Source organism: Streptomyces sp. S3(2020), assembly GCF_013044505.1.
Lineage (GTDB): Bacteria > Actinomycetota > Actinomycetes > Streptomycetales > Streptomycetaceae > Streptomyces.
Genome location: NZ_JABERD010000077.1, coordinates 1 through 16,905, shown reverse-complemented (window position 1 = coordinate 16,905; position 16,905 = coordinate 1). Strand labels below are relative to the sequence as shown.

At 69.8% G+C, this 16,905-nt stretch carries 15 protein-coding genes and 1 pseudogene; 11 read left to right on the top strand and 5 right to left on the bottom strand.

All coding sequences use genetic code 11. The annotated features are described in order from the left end of the window. The first annotated feature begins 120 nt into the window (after positions 1–120). Positions 121–384, top strand: a complete 264-nt coding sequence (locus HLK59_RS24185) for a hypothetical protein (RefSeq protein ID WP_206327522.1) — start codon at positions 121–123, stop codon at positions 382–384. On the opposite strand, the gene HLK59_RS24180 is transcribed toward HLK59_RS24185, so the two are convergent. Further along, a complete protein-coding gene (locus HLK59_RS24180; RefSeq protein WP_171143590.1) occupies positions 362–1,306 on the bottom strand; it encodes a helix-turn-helix domain-containing protein in 945 nt (314 codons plus the stop codon). The two genes, HLK59_RS24185 and HLK59_RS24180, sit on opposite strands and share 23 nt — an antisense overlap. Positions 1,307–1,548: 242 nt before the next feature. Here HLK59_RS24180 and HLK59_RS24175 point away from each other — a divergent pair, with 242 nt between their 5' ends. The 4 genes from HLK59_RS24175 (at position 1,549) to HLK59_RS24160 (ending at position 4,756) form a co-directional block, all read left to right on the top strand. Continuing rightward, positions 1,549–2,184 carry an SDR family oxidoreductase gene (locus HLK59_RS24175; protein WP_171143589.1) on the top strand — a complete coding sequence of 212 codons (636 nt, stop codon included), beginning with the start codon at positions 1,549–1,551 and terminating at the stop codon, positions 2,182–2,184. A gap of 267 nt (positions 2,185–2,451) precedes the next feature. Further along, a complete protein-coding gene (locus HLK59_RS24170; RefSeq protein ID WP_171143588.1) occupies positions 2,452–3,381 on the top strand; it encodes an alpha/beta hydrolase in 930 nt (309 codons plus the stop codon). Positions 3,382–3,472: 91 nt separating this feature from the next. Further along, a complete protein-coding gene (locus HLK59_RS24165) occupies positions 3,473–3,883 on the top strand; it encodes a hypothetical protein (RefSeq protein WP_206327521.1) in 411 nt (136 codons plus the stop codon). Between the two features lie 573 nt (positions 3,884–4,456). Then, positions 4,457–4,756, top strand: a complete 300-nt coding sequence (locus HLK59_RS24160) for a hypothetical protein (RefSeq protein ID WP_171143587.1) — start codon at positions 4,457–4,459, stop codon at positions 4,754–4,756. A 45-nt stretch (positions 4,757–4,801) separates the two neighbouring features. Here HLK59_RS24160 and HLK59_RS24155 read toward each other — a convergent pair whose 3' ends face one another. Then, positions 4,802–5,542: a hypothetical protein gene (locus HLK59_RS24155; protein ID WP_171143586.1), complete on the bottom strand. Its 741-nt coding sequence runs from the start codon at positions 5,540–5,542 to the stop codon at positions 4,802–4,804. Positions 5,543–5,741: 199 nt separating this feature from the next. On the opposite strand from HLK59_RS24155, the gene HLK59_RS51220 reads away from it, so the two are divergent. Both HLK59_RS51220 and HLK59_RS24140 read left to right on the top strand, forming a co-directional pair. Beyond that, complete coding sequence (locus HLK59_RS51220; RefSeq protein ID WP_240982614.1) at positions 5,742–6,716, top strand: transposase; 975 nt, start codon at positions 5,742–5,744, stop codon at positions 6,714–6,716. 30 nt (positions 6,717–6,746) lie between these two features. Continuing rightward, positions 6,747–7,139, top strand: a pseudogene (locus tag HLK59_RS24140) (substrate-binding domain-containing protein); the annotation flags it as partial. A 54-nt stretch (positions 7,140–7,193) separates the two neighbouring features. Here the strand turns inward: HLK59_RS24140 and HLK59_RS24135 are convergent. Both HLK59_RS24135 and HLK59_RS24130 read right to left on the bottom strand, forming a co-directional pair. Further along, a complete protein-coding gene (locus tag HLK59_RS24135) occupies positions 7,194–8,303 on the bottom strand; it encodes a DUF1152 domain-containing protein (protein WP_171143583.1) in 1,110 nt (369 codons plus the stop codon). Further along, a complete protein-coding gene (locus tag HLK59_RS24130; RefSeq protein WP_171143582.1) occupies positions 8,300–9,739 on the bottom strand; it encodes a radical SAM protein in 1,440 nt (479 codons plus the stop codon). Before HLK59_RS24130 ends, HLK59_RS24135 begins: the two co-directional genes overlap by 4 nt. A 170-nt stretch (positions 9,740–9,909) precedes the next feature. On the opposite strand from HLK59_RS24130, the gene HLK59_RS24125 reads away from it, so the two are divergent. From HLK59_RS24125 to HLK59_RS52435, 4 genes are all read left to right on the top strand, one after another. Beyond that, positions 9,910–11,157 carry an ATP-grasp domain-containing protein gene (locus tag HLK59_RS24125; protein WP_171143581.1) on the top strand — a complete coding sequence of 416 codons (1,248 nt, stop codon included), beginning with the start codon at positions 9,910–9,912 and terminating at the stop codon, positions 11,155–11,157. Positions 11,158–11,223: 66 nt separating this feature from the next. Continuing rightward, on the top strand, positions 11,224–12,510 hold the full coding sequence (locus tag HLK59_RS24120; RefSeq protein ID WP_171143580.1) for an ATP-grasp domain-containing protein: 1,287 nt from the start codon (positions 11,224–11,226) through the stop codon (positions 12,508–12,510). After that, entirely contained in the window at positions 12,507–13,826 is a 1,320-nt protein-coding gene (locus HLK59_RS51215; RefSeq protein WP_240982613.1) for an MFS transporter, read from the top strand. The genes HLK59_RS24120 and HLK59_RS51215 overlap by 4 nt, the downstream gene beginning before the upstream one ends. Beyond that, positions 13,823–14,824 carry a peptidogalycan biosysnthesis protein gene (locus tag HLK59_RS52435; RefSeq protein WP_346779808.1) on the top strand — a complete coding sequence of 334 codons (1,002 nt, stop codon included), beginning with the start codon at positions 13,823–13,825 and terminating at the stop codon, positions 14,822–14,824. Before HLK59_RS51215 ends, HLK59_RS52435 begins: the two co-directional genes overlap by 4 nt. A 481-nt stretch (positions 14,825–15,305) precedes the next feature. Here the strand turns inward: HLK59_RS52435 and HLK59_RS24110 are convergent. Next, positions 15,306–16,905, bottom strand: a 1,600-nt coding sequence (locus tag HLK59_RS24110; RefSeq protein WP_206327519.1) for a hypothetical protein, incomplete at its 5' end; no start/stop codon positions are given.

The window sequence follows — 16,905 nt, the reverse complement described above, 5'->3', positions numbered from 1 at the left end:
TCTCCCGCCAGCCATGATCGCGATGAGTGCCCTCGCCGGGCCAGAGGTGTCGGTCAACGCTTGCTCAGCCGATGCTCGCCGTGAGCGCCCTCGGACGGGGCGCTGTCAGGACAACTGATCATGGAGGCCAAGCCGGACGGCTTCAGGGCCATCCTCTTCGCGTGTCCTGGACTGGTCATGGTCCAGTGCCGCCAGGGCGGGGACCTCACCGGGGCTCTTTCCGACGTCGCCACGGCGGCGGCCGAGCTGGGCGAGGCGCTCGTGCTGGACGGCGAGCCCGTGGTGCCGCACGGGGGGCGGTTGCACTTCGGCGAGTTGCATGTCCTTCTCGATCTCGCCGAGGACTGCCCCACCATCGTGGTCAGCTACGAGCCGGTCCCGTAGAAGGCGGAGGGGGTGCGGGCTGGGCGTCGGCGTGGGTTCGTGCCGGTGTGCCGGTGGCGGGGGCGTTGTCGGCGGTGGTGGACGGGTGCGCGGTCACCCATGAGGCCAGGAAGGCCAGGCCGTCGTGGCTGGCAGTGCCGGGTGCGGCTGTCCAGACGACGAGTTGCTGGTCGGGGTCGGTGGCGACGGCGAGTGTCTCCCAGTCGAGGGTGAGTTCGCCGACGAGTGGGTGGCGGAGTGTCTTGACGCCCGTGGTCTGGGCGGCGAGGTTGTGGGCGGCCCACCACTGCCTGAAGTGGGGGTCCTTGATCGCCAGCTCGCCGACCAGTTCGCTCAGGCGCGGGTCATCCGGGTGGCGGGCTGCTTCCATGCGCAGGAAGGCGACGCAGTCTGGAGCCACCTTTTCCCAGTTCGCGTAGCGCTGTCGCATTTCCGAGTCGGAGAAGACCAGACGGGCGTAGTTGCGCTGCTTGTCGGGGAGCTGGGAGAAGTCGGTGAGGAGCGCTGCGGCGAGCGGGTTCCAGGCCAGGATGTCCATGCGGCGTCCCAGGACGATCGCGGGCGCGCCGATAGCGTCGAGCAGGCGTCGGGTCTGGGGCCGTACTTCCTGTACTTGCGGCCGTCGGCGGCGGTGGGCTTCCTTCCCGGCGAGTTCGAGGAGGTAGGTCTGCTGGTCGTCGTCCAAGCGCAGCACGTCGGCGAGGGCGACGAGGACCGGTGCGGAAGCCTGGAGCCGGCCCTGTTCCAGGCGTGTGTAGTACTGGACGCTGATCGATGTCAGCTGGGCGACCTCTTCGCGGCGCAGTCCGGGGACGCGCCGGTGCTCGCCGTTCGTAGCCAGGCCGAGGTCCGCGGGTATCAGCTCTGCACGCCGTGCCTTGAGGAACTGGCCCAGCTCTGTGCGGTTCGCTTCCTTGGCCATGGCTCCACCGTACTGCCGCGTCCCGGCACCGGACCGGACGAAGAGGGGTAGGGATCATTACCCCGCTGCGGGGCCCGGGCCGCCCCGTACACCAGGTGGGCTGCCTGGCCGCAGAATCTTACGGCCCGCAGGGGAGACGGGCATGTCGGGATGGGGGTAGGGATTTCTACTCTGCTCCCCTTCACCGGTCTCTGGCATCGTCCGGAATGGGGGTGTTCATCTGCAGCAGGGAGTGCGCGCTCATGACCGTCAATGTTTTGGTCCTCGGCGCCGGCGGGCGGATCGCCCGGTGGGCGGTGGACATGCTCGGGCGCGAGGACGTGGAGCTCACCCTTCTGACGCGCGAGCAGACTCGTCTGCCGGACGTGCCGCCGGGCGCGCGGGTGGTCGAGGGCGGCGTTCGGGACCCCGAGGTGCTCGGGCAGGCGCTCCAGGGACAGGACGTCGTCTACGCGAACCTGGCCGGTGACCTCGACGAACAGGCCCGGGCGATCGTGGCTGCGATGGGCGCCGCCAGTGTGCGGCGGCTGGTGTTCGTCACAGCCCTGGGCATCTACGACGAGGTACCCGGAGCCTTCGGCCGCTGGAACACGCAGACGATCGGAACCGGCACGCTGCGTACCTACCGGGCGGCGGCCGACACGATCACCACCTCCGGCCTCGACTACACGATCCTGCGTCCGGCATGGCTCTCGGACAAGGACGAGATCGACTACGAGGTCACCACGCGTGGCGAGCCGTTCCGCGGAACCACCGTCTCGCGGAAGTCCGTCGCGGCCCTTGCGGTCGATATCATCAAGGACCCCTCGCGGTGGGTAGGCGCCGACGTCGGCGTGAACAAGCCGGGCACCGAAGGCGACCGCCCCGTCTTCGACTGACCGCGCGCCGGGCGGCGTACGCCTTGCCGAACCCCACCAGCACGCCGCCGCCATCGGCCCCGTGCGCGGCACCGCGCTCCCCGGTCCTCGAAAGGCCGAGCAGCCCCGACGAGGGGGTAGAGATCCCTACCCTCCACACCGGCCAATCGCCATGAAACGGTTGAAACATCGCAGCCCCGCCACAGGTGGCAAGCCGGAACCCCGCTCACAGCGCCGGAACCGGCTCTTCTCCCGAACACACAGCATTTCCCTCAGGAGGCGTGAGCCGTGGAAACCGTGACCTTCAAGAACAAGCACATCGACGTCGCCGCCGACATCCACTTCCCGCCTGGCTTCGACCCGGTCCGCAAGTACCCGGCCATCGTCAGCGCCCACCCCGTCGGCAGCTGCAAGGAGCAGACCTCCGGCTCCGTCTACGGCAAGGCGCTGGCCGAAGCCGGCTTCGTCGTCCTCGCCTTCGACGCCGGGTTCCAGGCCGGCAGCAGCGGCGAGCCGCGCCAGCTGGAAGACGCGACATGGCGTGTGGAGGACTTCCGCTGCGCCGCCGACTACCTTGTCACCCTCGACTCCGTCGACGAGGACCGCATCGGCGTGTTCGGCATGTGCGCCGGCGGCGGCTACACCTGGTCCGCCGCGATGACCGAGCGCCGTTTCAAGGCCGTCGCGACCGTGACCGGAGTCAACCTCGGCCGGCTCCTGCGCCAGGGCGACATGTCCGCCGACGCCGCCATCACCACCCTGGAGGCCATTGCAGCCCAGCGCACCGCAGAGGCCCGCGGCGGCGAGCGACGCCTGGACAGCTCCCTGCCCCCCTCGGTCGACAAGGCCAACGAGCTCGGCCTCGTGCCCCCGCTGCACATCGACGTCGCCGAGGCCACCGAGTACTACAAGACCCCGCGCGGAGCACACCCCCACGGCACCAACCTGTGGCTGTTCTCCTCTCTCGCCCCCACCGTCGGCTTCGACGCCTACCACCTCGCGGACAAGCTCCTCACCCAGCCGCTGCTGCTCATCGTCGGCAACAAGCCGGGAGAGTTCGGCGCCTACCGCGACGCGCACACGGTCTTCGACCTCGCCGCCTCCAAGGACAAGGAGCTGCTCATCATCCCCGACGTCTCCCACTACGTCTACGACAAGCCCGAGGCCGTCCAGCCAGCCCTCGACGCGCTCATCCCCTTCTTCACCAAGCACCTCTGAGCGCATCGGGCCGTCCCCGCACGCACACCCTCCGGGCGAGAGGGAACCACGCCCTCTCGCCCACCCCAGCGCCCCTGACATGGAGTCACCCGTGAGCACGCCCTCGCCCGAGACGATCGCCTCGACCCTGGCCCAGGGATTCGCCTTCACCCGGCGCGTCCCGGTCCTGCGTCGGCCCGACGAGTACGGCCTCGCCTACGAGGACGTCACCTTCCCCTCGCAGGACTGCACCCCGCTGGAAGGCTGGTTCATCCCAGCCGACTCCGACAAGCTCGTCATCGCCAACCACCCCATGCCGGCCAACCGGTACGGCTACCCCGGGCACCTGCCCCAGTACGCCACCCCCTTCGCCGACTTCGAGATCAACTTCCTGCCCGACTGCAAAACCTCCACGACGCCGGCTACAACGTCCTCGCCTACGACCTGCGCAACCACGGCAACAGCTCCGCCGCCAACGGCGGCATGGTCGGCATCGGCCAGTTCGAGTACCGCGACGTCATAGGCTCCACCCGCTACGGAGGCGAACGCCTGGGCACCGACAACTCCCGCATCGCACACCTCTCCCGCTGCCTAGGTGCGAACTCCACGATCGTCGCCCTGCCCAAGCACCCGGAGGAGTTCGAGAATCTCGCCGCCCTCCTCGCCGTCCAGCCCGTCTCCCTGCGCGCTAGCGCCGAGACGGCCCTGGCACAGGTCCCCGGCGGCATCGGCACAACCGGCCCCTCACCGCCGCCTACATCGCCGGCCAGGCCGACGACTTCGAACGGCGCTGGCAGGCTCTCACCCGCCACCACGGGCAGACACAACAGTAGAGGCCGGCCTCACCCGGGAGCTGCGCGATCCGTGCTCCTGGCAAGACACCTGGACGAGCGCAGGCGGGTCCGTGAACTGCGGTGCGGGGTGTGGCACGTCCAAGCCCCAGCGGACGTCGTTTGCCGGCGTGTGCTCAGATCCGACCGACGAGGACGTGCTGCGCGAACGTCACGCATGCTCGGCGCGACCACCGCCGGACGCCTCCCCGATGCTTACCGCTGGGTGTGACGGGCCGTCGTCAGGTTGAGGCTAGGGTGGGCGCATGTCTGTGAACATCCATCTCTACCTGGACATCACGAAGCTTGCCTCCGCCGAGGAAGCCGACGCGGTGGGGGTGACGGTGGAAGAGGTTTTCAAGGAGCACGGGATCGACTCGTGGATGTACGTGGGCGTTTTTCATGACCCGCCCAAGGTCCTGACGAGCAGCGAAAACGGGCCGATCATCATCAGCGGGTTCGCAAAGTGGTCCGAGCAGTTCGAGTCGGACGTGACCCGGTCGATCCGTGCCACGGCGCCCGAGGCTCACATCGATGTGGAGTGGGGATACCCGGACGAGGCGTGATGTGGTCGCACTGTTCGGGTTCTCCGGATGTCCGGGCTGTGGGTTTCAGCCGCTCTTCCTGAGGCTGTGCATGAGGTCTTTGAGGTCCTTGATCAGGAGTGGTTCGAGTTCTGTGGGAGTGGGGGCCGGGTACAGGTCCCCGAAACTCCGGGTGGACACCCCCAGCGTGAACTCGGCTCTGGCGTCGAGCACGTTCAGCTGCATCCAGTGCGTGCCGCCACCGAAGTCGTTCGTCACCAGATAGGCGTGGTCCGCGAGGCCGGGAACACGGTGGACCTCAATCGCTCCGCCACCGCCGCCTGCCGCGAACCGCTTCATGGTGCCTGCCCGCCGGGCCTCGAACTCGGCCGTCAGGTCGGTCTGCTTGTGCAGGACGACTGAAAGCTCGAGCTGAGCGCCGTGGGCGCCTTTTCCGAGGGGTTGCAGCTCGCCGAAGCAGTCCGCCGTGTCCATGGCGGGGTGCTTCGTCACCGAGGACTGCCAGTTGGGGGTCTTGGTGAACCGGCTGCTCAGTCCCGGCCAGAGGGTCTTGTCGCACAGCTTGTCTGTCACGCGATATCCGACCACTGTGTCCGGTGTGCCGGCGGCGTCGACCGCATAGAGCCCCGAGCCCCACACGACCGACGCTGCCACGGCGCCTGCCAGCCCGCCCCATCCCCAGGTCTTGAACCGGGACCTGCCGTGTGCCGTGGGGGCTTCGCCGTCTGCGGCGTCCGGGGCCGGCGGCTCGGGGAAGCCGGCGATGGCCTCGGGCTCGCTGATGGGTTTCTGCTGGGGGCTGTCCATGGCCGTGAACCTATGTTGATCAGCGGGTTCTCAGGTCAGATCGCCGATAACGATCGGATTCCATCGCAGGTCAGCGACGGGTTGCACTCTGCCGCCGAAGAGCGCGGTCAGGACTTCGCCGTACTACTACTTCGCCAAGTGGCGGGACGACGGCACCGCGGAGACCGTCCACGACCTGCTGCGCCGGCAGGCCCGCGAGATGCGCAAGCGACACGAGGACCCCAGCGCCGTCGTCCTGGACTCGCAGACGGTACGGGCCTCGGTGAATGCGCCCAAGGACACGACCGGGCTGGATCCCGGCAAGAAGAGCCCGGGCCGCAAGCGGGGCATCACCACCGATGTGCTCGGTCTGATCATCACCGTGGTCGTGGTCGCCGCGAGTGTGCACGACAACGTGATCGGCATCGCCCTGCTGGACAAGGTCGCCGCCACCGCACCCACGGTGACCAAGAGCGGGGTGGATGCCGGGTTCAAGGAGGCCGTGGTCGAGCACGGTGCCCGCCTCGGCATCGATGTGGAGATCGTCCAACGCGATCCCGGGGCCAGAGAGTTCACCCCCGGAACCCGAGCGGTGGGTGGTGGAGCAGACGTTCGGCACCCTCCTTGTGCACCGCAGACTCGCACGGGACTACGAGACCCGGCCGGCCGGCTCGGTGGTGATGATCCACTGGTCCATGGCCGACGTCATGCTCCGCCGCCTCAGCCCCACCGCCACCCCGACCTGGCGCGATGCATCCCAGGCGAGCGGGAGCGGGCGGTGAGAGAGCTCCTCGACAAGATCGAGGCCCGGCAGCGGCTGGTGCCTGAAACCGCCGAGAAGCTGCGCGAGCGGATCGCCGAACGCACCGGGCAACTCACCGCCGCCGAGCGCACCCTGGAACGGCTGGAGACCACCCGCGAGACCGTGCTGGAACTGGCTGCCGAGGACGGCACCCCACCGCCCGAGCCGCTGCCGCCCGGCTACCGCGAGATCCTCGCCCTCTTCGAGCGGAACCGGGACGGGCTGCGCGCCCGGGAGGTCTGTCACACCCTCGGCATCGAGTCGCGGCACACCGAGGGCACCCGCGCCAAGCTGGAACGCCTGGTCAACCGCGGCATCCTCGCCGAAGTCGAGCCCGCCCTGTTCACCCTCACCCCGCCGGCACCGACCACCTCAGAGACCGGCTCAATCTGACATCAGACGAAGGCGCGCAGAACACCCACTGAGGAGGCCGGACGCCCGGTGCCGCCACCCCTGCACGGCGACTGGACGGCCGAGTCCGGCTGCGCGGCCGGCCTCGCGCTCGCCGAACAGCGCGGCTGCACCGCCATGTTCACCGCCAACGACCAGATGGCGCCGGGCCTGCTGCGCGCCTTCCGCGAACGCGGCCGGTCCGTTCCCGAGGACGTCAGCGTGGTCGGCTTCGACGACATCCCCGACGCCGCGTTCTTCGTCGTCCCGCCCCTCACCACCGTCCACCAGGACTTCGCCGAGGCGGGCCGCCGCTGGGTCCAGGGTGTCCTGAGCCAGATCCGCACCCACGGCGGCCCCAGCCCCGGCACCGACCTCGTCCCGACCGGCCTGGCCGTCAGGAACAGCACGGCGGCACCGCGCTGACCAAGGCATGTCCGGCCTTCACCGGGCGCGGACGCGCCGGATACTCGTGGTCGGTCAGTGCAGGGCGTGGACGGGCCCCTCGTCGTCGAGCAGGGTGCGTACCTCGGGGATGCGTTGCCAGGGCAGGCCCAGTGCCCGGGTGGCGAAGCGGGACGTCACGTGGCTCGCGTCGCCGGCCTGTGCCCGTATCCGCTCCCGTGCCTGGTGCGCGTCGGCCGGGAACGGTGCCGCCGAAGGGGTGGGCGGCACGGTGGGGCGGCGTTCGCGGGCGATCTCGTGGATGCCCGTGAGCTGCGCCGAGAGGTCGGCCGCCTCGTCCACGGTTCTGGGACGCAACTCCAGCAGGGCCCGCGCCACCGGGTTCTCCGCCACGGCGGCTTCCAGGCCCGTGTTCAGGACGTACGCGGAGGTGTCGGTGAGCGGGATCGCCCGCCCCACGGTCCGTACGGTGCCGCGCACTCCATGGACGGCCGCGGCGAACAGGGCCGATGCCTCGGACGGATGCCAGGCCAGGGCGCGGGTGGCCGCCTGCACGTGTAGGGGAGTCGGTGCGAACCGGTCGTCCGGGCCCGCCAGGCGGTCCAGGCGGTCCAGAAGGACGTCCTGGGGGATCTCCCCGTCGGTCCCGGGGCCGGCGATGTGCACGGTGGCGTCGACTTCGGCGAGGGTGCACGCGGCGAGTACCAGAGCGTCGACCAGCGGGCTGCACAGCGTGTCCTCGTCGCCGTGGGTGAGGATGTCGCCGCCGACGTCGACGATCCGCACCCGGCCGGGGCCGCAGGCCTCGGCCAGCCGACGGATCCGCGCCGCCAGACCGGCGAGCCCCTCGTACGGGTCGAGGAGCACGAGCCGTACCGGCAGGTCCGCGGCGAGCCGGGGGAGGGTGGAGCCGGCCGGGGCGACCGCCCGCGCGGCGGGAGTCAGGACGTGTCCTTCGGGACGGTCGAGGAGTCCGGTGAAGTCCCGTACGCCGAGGGGGCCGGGAGTCGGGTCGACCTCCGGGCGCTCCCAGGAGTAGGTGGCGATCACGGGTAGGTCCGGGCCGCCGGTCCCGTGCGCCCCGCCCGGCCCGGCAGTCGTGAGCAGCGGGCTCATGGCGATGGCGGTGATCGCGGTCCCGATCGGGTCTCCGCCCCCGCCCGCCGCGATGAACAGGTCTGTCACGCGGTCTCCCGCGCACCGGTGATTCCGGTGATGCGCACCGGAGTTCCCATGTTCTTGCGGGCCCGCTTGTTGACCTCGTGCAGCCCTTCGTAGTATTCGCGGTCCAGGTCTTTGACCTGGTCGGAATAGAACATCCAGGACAGGACGTCGCGGTACTTGAACCCCTTGGGAGTGAGCTGGATCCGGCTCGGGCCGACCCGGTGTACCAGCCCGTTGGACTCCGCGGCGTCCAGCACCGTACCCACCTCGTCGGCGATCGCGTCGAGACCGGAGCGGTCCAGCTCGGCCAGGTCGAGGTCGAAGGTGTCCAACACCAGCCGCTTGCGGGCGCGTTCCTCCGGGGTGAGGACGAAGCCCGTGGTGGGGCGGAGGGTGTGCGCCTTCGCCTGGTCGATGTACTGCGCCACCTCGGTGAGCGACGGCTTGACGCTTCCGGTCATGTAGTCCAGGACCGAGGTGTACGAGCGTGCGCCGACCCCGAGTCCGAGCAGCGGAACTCCGTGGAAGGTGAGGACCTTCTGCACGTAGCCGCCACGGCCGGGCGTCTTGTAGCGGACCGAGCCCTCCTGGACGTAGCCGTGCGCGGTGAACACCTCGCGGGCGTAGTCGTAGCGCTCGTACAGCTCGGGCTTCCACATGTACTGGTAGGCGCCCGTCCGGGAGAACCACGCGTCCGGGCGCACCGTCAGGAAGTAGGTGGAGACGGTGGTGGGGGCCAGCTTGGCCAGTTCGTCCACCGAGTGCCGCCAGGACTCGGGGGTCTGTCCCGCGAATCCCATGATCAGGTCGGTGGACAGGTCGGGCAGTCCCCGCTCGTGCGCGATCCCGACGGCCCGGCGGATGGTGTCCTCGCCCGCCTGGCCGCGCCCCGCCTCCCGGATCTCCTGCGGAACCAGGGACTGGATGCCGATGTTGGCCCGGGTCAGGCCCAGTTGGAGTAACCGGCCGAAGCCCTCCGGGTCCGCGACGATCGAGTCGGGAGTGGCCTCGACGGCGACCTCCTCGACGGTGGAGCGCCAGTTGGGATAGACGGACCCGAGGGTGTCGAAGATCTTCTCGAAGTGGCGGGTGCCGAGCAGGGAGGGGGTGCCGCCGCCGATGTAGACGGTGCGCAGCCGGCGTGCCTGGATGACCTCGGCGTGGTCGCGGATCTGCGTACAGAGCGCGTCGGTGTAGGCGTCGTACAGCTCCTGGTCGGTGGAGATGACCGTGTAGAGGTTGCAGAAGCCGCACTTGTAGCGACAGAAGGGCACGTGCAGGTAGAGGTTGAGCTCCGGCACCTGATGGTTCGTCAGGTCGCGTGCCCAGACCTCGTGTGCGTCCCAGGCTCCCTCATCGAGGGGCCGGTAGGTCGAGCGCGGCGGGTAGGAGTACTGGTAGGGCGGTATGACGCCCTGTTCGATGTGCTGGGCGAGCTCGTTGTGCAGGTTGTTCACGTTGGGTCCCCCTGGTCGGGCCTGCCGTGCGTGGGCTATCGTGCCTACGCATTCGAACATGCAACAATTTGTTGAGGCCATAGGGTGAGTGCACCAACTCTGGGTTCTTGAAAGGTATTTACATTGGGGAAACCTTCAAGTCGCCCATACCCGGAGAGAGTTGAGGCCGAATGAGTGAAGAGTCGAACGCCACCGGCGTGATGGTGGTCGAACCGATGGGGAACGCCGGACCGTTCCTGGCCGAGGCCGCCCGCCGCCTCGGACTGCGGCTGTACGGCGCCACGCACCGCGACGTCCACGAGAGTTATGCCCCCTGGCTGACCCGGGCGTTGGCCGGTGTCTGCTTCACCGACCTGACGGACTCCGACCGGGCGCTGGACGACCTGGAGTCCTACTGCCGGGAGCACCGGATCGGCGCGGTCGCGGCCTGCTGGGAACTCTTCACCCCGCTGGCGGCGGCGCTGGCGGCACGGCTCGGACTGCCCGGCAACGATCCGGCCCTCGCGCAGGCCGCCCGCAACAAGATCGCGATGGCCGCGGCCTTCCGGGCGGCCTGGATTCCGGTCCCGGCGGACGCGGTGGCCGCCGACGCCGAGCAGGCACACCGGGCCGCAGCCGATGCCGCGCTGGGCTGGCCGTTGGTGGTCAAACCCGCCGAGCAGGGCGGTTCCTGGGGCGTCAGCGTCGTGGCCGGACCCGACGGCCTCGACGACGCGGTCGCCGCTGCCCGGCGGTTCACGCGGGCGATGCCGCACGGGCTGCCGCTGGACGCGCGGGTACTGTTGCAGAGCTATGTGCCGGGCGCGGAATACTCCGCCGAGACCGTGGTCGCCGACGGCGTCCCGTACGCGCTGCCGGTGGTCGCCAAGGACACCACCTCAGGGCGGTACCGGGTCGAGACCGGGCACACCTGCCCGGCCGGACTGCCTCCGGAGCTGACCCGGGCGGTGCAGCACACCGCGGCCCGCGCCGCGCTCGCCGTCGGGATCCGCAACGGCATCGCGCACACGGAGGTGAAGATCCCGCCCGGATCCCACACGCCGGTCGTGATCGAGACAGGAGCCCGGCTGCCCGGTGACAACATCTGCGAGATCGTCGAGACCGCGACCGGGATCAGCGAAGCCGTCGCCTACCTCCAGGCCGTGACGGGCCGACTGCCCGACACAGGGGTGACCCGGGAACGGGCGGCGGCCATCCGCTTCCTGCTCCCCGAGCGCTCCGGAGTACTGGAACTCGTCCAGGTGCCCGACGTCCCCGGCACCCACAGCGAGATCGAGGTGCGTCCCGGAGACCCCGTCCCCGAACCGGCGGACAGCTCCGGCCGGATCGGTCACGTGGTGGCGGTGGCCGACACTCCTGCCGAGGCCCGGAGCCTCGCCGACCTGGCGATCGCCGGCACCAGTCTGAGCGTGAAGTGACCCACCCGCGCCCGGAGCAGAAGTGAAGTGACCCCACCCGTCGTCCCCAGAGCAGAGCGGAAGCCCATGCAGAACGCCGAGCGGGACACCCCGCCCCGGACCGTGCGGAAGATCGCGTTCCTGAGGTCCGTCGACATCCAGCGTGCCGACCCCTACATCCAGCGCACCGTCCGGGAGCTGGCCGGCGAGGGCATCGAGGCGCGGCTGTTCCACACCCACGGACAGGCCGGGGACGACGACTTCCCCGGTGGCCGCCAGGCCGTCGATCCGGCTGTCACCCCTCGCGAACTGGCCGGGCTGGTCACGCGGTGGGGAGCCGACGCGGCGGTCTCCATCTCCCTGCCGTGCGAGAACGCGCTGCGCGACGCGACCGCGAAGGAACTGCTCGATGCAGAGGGCGTACCGACGGTCGTGACCCCGCTCGCCGCCACCTCGCTGCTGAGCGACAAATGGGAGACCAAGCAGCTGCTCGTCCGTGCGGGTCTCGACGTCCCGCGCGGCTTCCGGGCCGACTCCGACCTCCTGGCCGGGCGGGGCCTCGCGATCCCCGCCTACGCCGACGCGCTGCGGGCCCAGGCCGCGCGGATCGGCTACCCGCTGCTGTCCAAGCCACTGTGGGACTCCACCAGCTTCGGGATCCGGGCCGTGCCCGACCCGGCGGCGCTGGACGCCTACCTCCTCGACCCGCCGCCCGTGTCGGCCGTCGTCGAGGAGTGCGTCAGCGGGGACCTGTGCTCCGTGGACATCGTCGGCGAGCCCGGCGCCTACCGGGTCCTGCCGGTGTGCTGGACCGGCACCGCCGGCCCCGAACCGGTGTTCACCTTCGCCGACCTGCGCTGGTGCGGGCCGCGGCCCGAGGCCGACCGGGCGTTCGAGCCCGTCGCCGCCCGGCTGGTCGCCCTCTGCGAGGAGCTGGGCGTCCGTGGTTCCGTCAACGTGGACATGATCTACGGCGGCGGCCGGTATGCGGTCCTGGAGATCAACCCCCGCATCGGCGGCGCCACCACGCTCTCCTGCGCCGCCTCCGGCACCAACACCTTCACCGCCCTGGCCGACATGGCGCTCGGCCGGTACGCCCCCGACGCGGTCCGCCGTACCCGCTGGGCCGTCGAGTTCCTCTCGCCCGAACGGCTGCCGCAGGGCGCCCGCGAAGAGCTGGCGGACCGCGTGGACCTCGTCACCGCGCACCAACTTCTCATTGACGGCACCGACCACGGCGACATCGTCGTGTTCACTCTCACCGACGGCGAGGAGCAGCAGACCGTCAAGGCGCTGGAGGACCTGCACGCCGTCACCGGTTTCCCCCGGCAGGAGGTGCTGGACAAGATCCGCACCCTGCTCCGCGCCTCATGACGCCGGACACCTCCACCGCGCCCGCCCGTCCCGGCCCGCTGTCGCGGGCCCTCGGCCTGCCCGCCGTCCGTGGGTACGGCCGGTTCGTCACCGGCAACCTCGTCGACTCCGTGGGCAGCGGCATGCTGCTGCCCCTCGGGCTGCTGTACTTCACCACGGTGCGCGGTCTGTCCGCCCCCGCCGTCGGCGCCGCCGTGACGGTCGGTCAACTGGCCGCCCTGCCCTCGGTCTTCCTCGCCGGCCGCGCCATGGACCGCTTCGGCCCCCGGGCGCCGACCGTCGTGGCCAACGTGGTCACCGCCGCCGGATTCCTCACCTTCCTCCTCGCCCACCGACCCTGGCAGATCGTCTGCGCCTACTTCCTGGTGCAGTCCGGGGTGAACACGTACTACACGGCGCAGCGCACGCTGATCACCCAGGCCACACCGGCAGGGGAGATCCGAGCCTGGTTCGCGTTCACCGGGAGCCTGCGCAACATCGGCATCGGCGCGGGCGCGGCGCTGGCCGCGGGTGCCCTCGCGCTGTACGGGACCCGAGCCCTGACCGGCCTGCTGGTGGCCGCCGCCCCGCTGTACCTACTGGCCGCGGTCTGCTTCGCCCGCGTGCCCGTGACGGCGCCGCCCGCGCCACGGGCCGGTCCGCGGCCGGACTCCGGGGACGCGGAGAGCAGCAGCCGGGAGCCCGACCGGCCACGCGACGACGGCACCCGCCGCTACCTCCTCCTCGTCGCCTGCGCCCTTCCCTTCGTGCTGTCCCAGTCGATGCTGGCCGTGCTCATCGCCCTGTACGCCACCACCGTCCTCGGGCTGGCGGCGTGGACTGCGAGCCTCCTGCTCATCCTGAACACAGTCCTGGTCTCCACCCTCACCACCCCACTGACCGCCCACGCTGCCCCCGCACAGCCACGGCACTCCATCACCCTCGGCTACGGCCTCCTCACGGCTGCCATGCTGGCCTTCGCTGCACCGGCGCTGCCCGGCACGGCGATCCCCGCATGGCCCGCACTGCTGCTGGCGATGGTGCTGTTCAGCCTCGCCGAGATCTTCTGCTCGCCGGCCCTGAACGAACTCTCCGTCACCCTCACCCCGGGTGCCGCCCGGGGCGGCAAACAGAGCCTCTACCAGCTCTCCTGGTCGACCGGGAACATCGCGGCCCCCGTGCTGTTCACCACCCTCCTGGCCGCCGGTGGCCTCGTGCCGTGGGTGGTTCAGGGCGCTGCCTGCCTCCTGGCGCTGCTGGCGGTTCCCGCCCTGCGGCCGCTGCGGCCGGCGGCCACCGCCCCCGCCGATCCCGAGGAGAGTCCGACATCACCGTGAAAGCCCACATCGCCTCCACTGTCCGCGAGGTTCCGGCGGACGACTGGGACCGGCTCGCCCGTTCCGCAGGCCTGTACCTCTCCCACCGCTGGCTACTGGGAGAGGAGTCGGATCCCACCGCGACCGCGTCGTACGCCCTGGTCCGTGACGGGGACGGCACGCTCCTCGCCGCCGCCCCCCTCTACCTCGTCCACAGCGAACCCAACGACTTCTACGACCCGGACCTGCTGGAGCTGTCCGGCCCGCCCGGACCGCGGGTGCTCGCCGGTGCCCGCCGCGGTTACCACAACGCGCCCCTGACCGACCCCGGCCTGTCTCCGGAGCGGCGCACCGCCTGCCTGGCCCTGCTGCGTGACTGCGCGCGCACCCACGCCGAGCGCCACGACACCACGCACTGGTGGCCGTATCTGACGGAGGCCGCCGCCGAGCAGCTGGGCGCGGTGTACGACAGGGCCGCGCCGCAGCGGATGGAGGACGACGCCGCGATCCCGCTGCCCGGCAGCTCCTTCGAGGACTACCTCGCCTCCCTGCCCTCCAAGCGCCGGGTCGCGGTGCGCCACGAACGTGCGGCGTTCCACGAGGCCGGGCTGAGCATCCGCCACCTGCCGCTCGGCGACTGCTTCCGGGAGGCCGGGCAGCTGCTGGCAGCCCTCCAGTCCGCGCACGGACACACGGCCGACGACACCGACCTGATGACCCGTCTGCTGGGCCGGCAGGCCGAGGCGATGGGCGAGCAGGCCCGGGTGACAGCGGCCTACGAGGGGCAGCGCATGGCCGCCTTCAGCCTCTACTACCACTTCGGCGGCACCACATGGCTGCGTGCCGTCGGCACCGAACCGTCCTGTTCCGCCCCGTTCGCCTACTTCAACCTCACCTACTACCTGCCCATCGAGGCCGCCTACCAGGAGGGCACCACCACCCTGCACGCGGGGATGAAGGCCATCCGCGCCAAGCAACTGCGCGGGGCCGAGGTCACCGGCCTGTTCGCACTCCGGTAGGCACGCGCCCTCGTAAGGCGTCAGGCGCAGCGAGATGGAGTTGATGCAGTACCGCTGGTCCGTGGATCTCCGCGCGGTCCCTCAGCCTCGGCTGTTCAGTGGAATTGGGTGAGGTGACGCCCTGACAGCAGAAAGGCGCCCGTGACCTGCAAGGATGTGAGTTTCTAGGTCATATCCGGTGCAGAAGTCAGGTCACCTTTCTGGTGCGGAACACTGCCGCGTGGGACCACGGCCTGCGGGTCGGGGCCGACGGCTAGGGCATCGTCGGTCACAGCGGAGCCGTCCTGTTGCGTCGTCTGGCAGACCGAAGCGGACTTGTCACCGCTTTGGCCAGAATGTTTCCCGTGGGCGGGAGCGGTTGGCGGAACCGGAGTGTGGTGTTCGTGCACCTCGCGACATCCATCGCGCTCGGGGCCTCGATCGCCATACCGGGGCAATCCCCACGAGAATTGTTCCCGCACTCGCACGCTCACCTGGGGTTTCACGGATTCGCGGCCGGAGCCGAGCTGTTCCCGCGACGGCGCAGGCAAGCCAGCCCCGCCGGCGTTCCGACGAAGACGTGTCTGTCGGGAGACATGGCGAGTGCGTGCACCGCAGCTCCCACGAAGAGGCACTGTTCGGACGCGGTGAGCGGATGCCAGAGACGTATCTGACGGTCGAGGGCTGGCACCGCGACCAAGGGGTGCGGGCCTGGAGCCATGGCGAGCACCCCCGTCCCTCGTATGTCCGAGAGGAGCCGACGGAACTTGTTTCCCGTTTGGACGCTCCAGATACCGAGCCCGTCCCGCTCGTTGAAAGCGCTTGAGCTGACGACGACGGTGTGGCCTTCCCAGGCGCTGATCTCGAGCGCGTGGACTGGCCATGCGTGCGGCACAGGGTCTCGTTCGGCCTGGCCGGTTGTCTGGTTCCACAGCGCAATCTCGCCTGATTCGAGGTATCCGTAACCGGCGGCAATGAGAAGGCCCTGCCTGGTCGTAGCGACCGCCATGGCGTTGAGAAAGGATTTGGCGAGCAGCGGTCCTGCTACGAGTTCATTGCTGGTTAGGTCCCATACCCAGACTTCGCCGAAGGAGCCGTCTTTCGTCAGCGTGACGGCGAGCTGGCGGTCGTCGTGGGATACGACTTCGACCTGGGCGACGGACAGGTCGGTCTCGTCTTCCTTGCCCGCCGCATGGTTGAGGGTGCCCTCAGATGCACCTGTCTCGATGTTCCACAGCCGGACCTGGGCGGAGCGGATGGTGCCCGTGAGGGCGATGAGGCGACCGTCGACGCTGGTGACTGCCATGCCGCGGATGAGGTCAGTATGGGGAATGGGTGGTCCAAGTCTCTGGCCTGTCTGGGCGTCCCAGAGGCGCAACTCACTGGGAAAGCGAGCAAACGGGTTCTGGATGTCCTGGGTCAGCACGCCCGCCGCCACGATCGAGCGGTCGCGGTATTGGGCGAACGTGACGGCGGTGACCGGGGCCGCCGGAGGTATCGGAGACGCCTGCCCTTGCTGGTTGGCGAGGTCGAGAAGATGGACCGCGCCGTGCCCGTGCGTGTCCCCGCCGACGACCATCAGCGGGTGATCAGATGTTCCGGCCAGAGCTACGGCACTCACCTCGCCTGGGGCCCACAGCAAGTGGTCCAGTCGCTTGTCGTTGGTCAGGTCCCAGACGTCGACTTCACCGCGCCGGGTGGTCACGTCATTAGTCGTTCCGAGGACGGCGATGGTGTCTCCGTTGAGCTGACCGATCGCCAAGCTGCTGATCAGCAAATCGGATTTGTTGATCCTGAAGCCTGTCGGGATCTCCTCACCCGTCCACAGGTCCCAAACTCTTAGCTCGGTGCCGCCTCCACTCACCACGACGGCTTGGCCCTCCAAGTGGCCGATCGCCACACCACGCAGAGCGCCGCACCCTTCCAACAGGTTGCTGTAGAGGCTGTCCAGGCTGTCGAGGTACAGGCAACTGTCGTTACTGACCTTGTTGGCGTGATGTCGCAGGGGCTGACAAGCGTTGGTTCTCGCAGTAGGCCGGTCATATGAGGTATCCGCAAGGGGGTGGGCTGACCGCGGAGCGACGGGTGTTTCGCGAGCACAT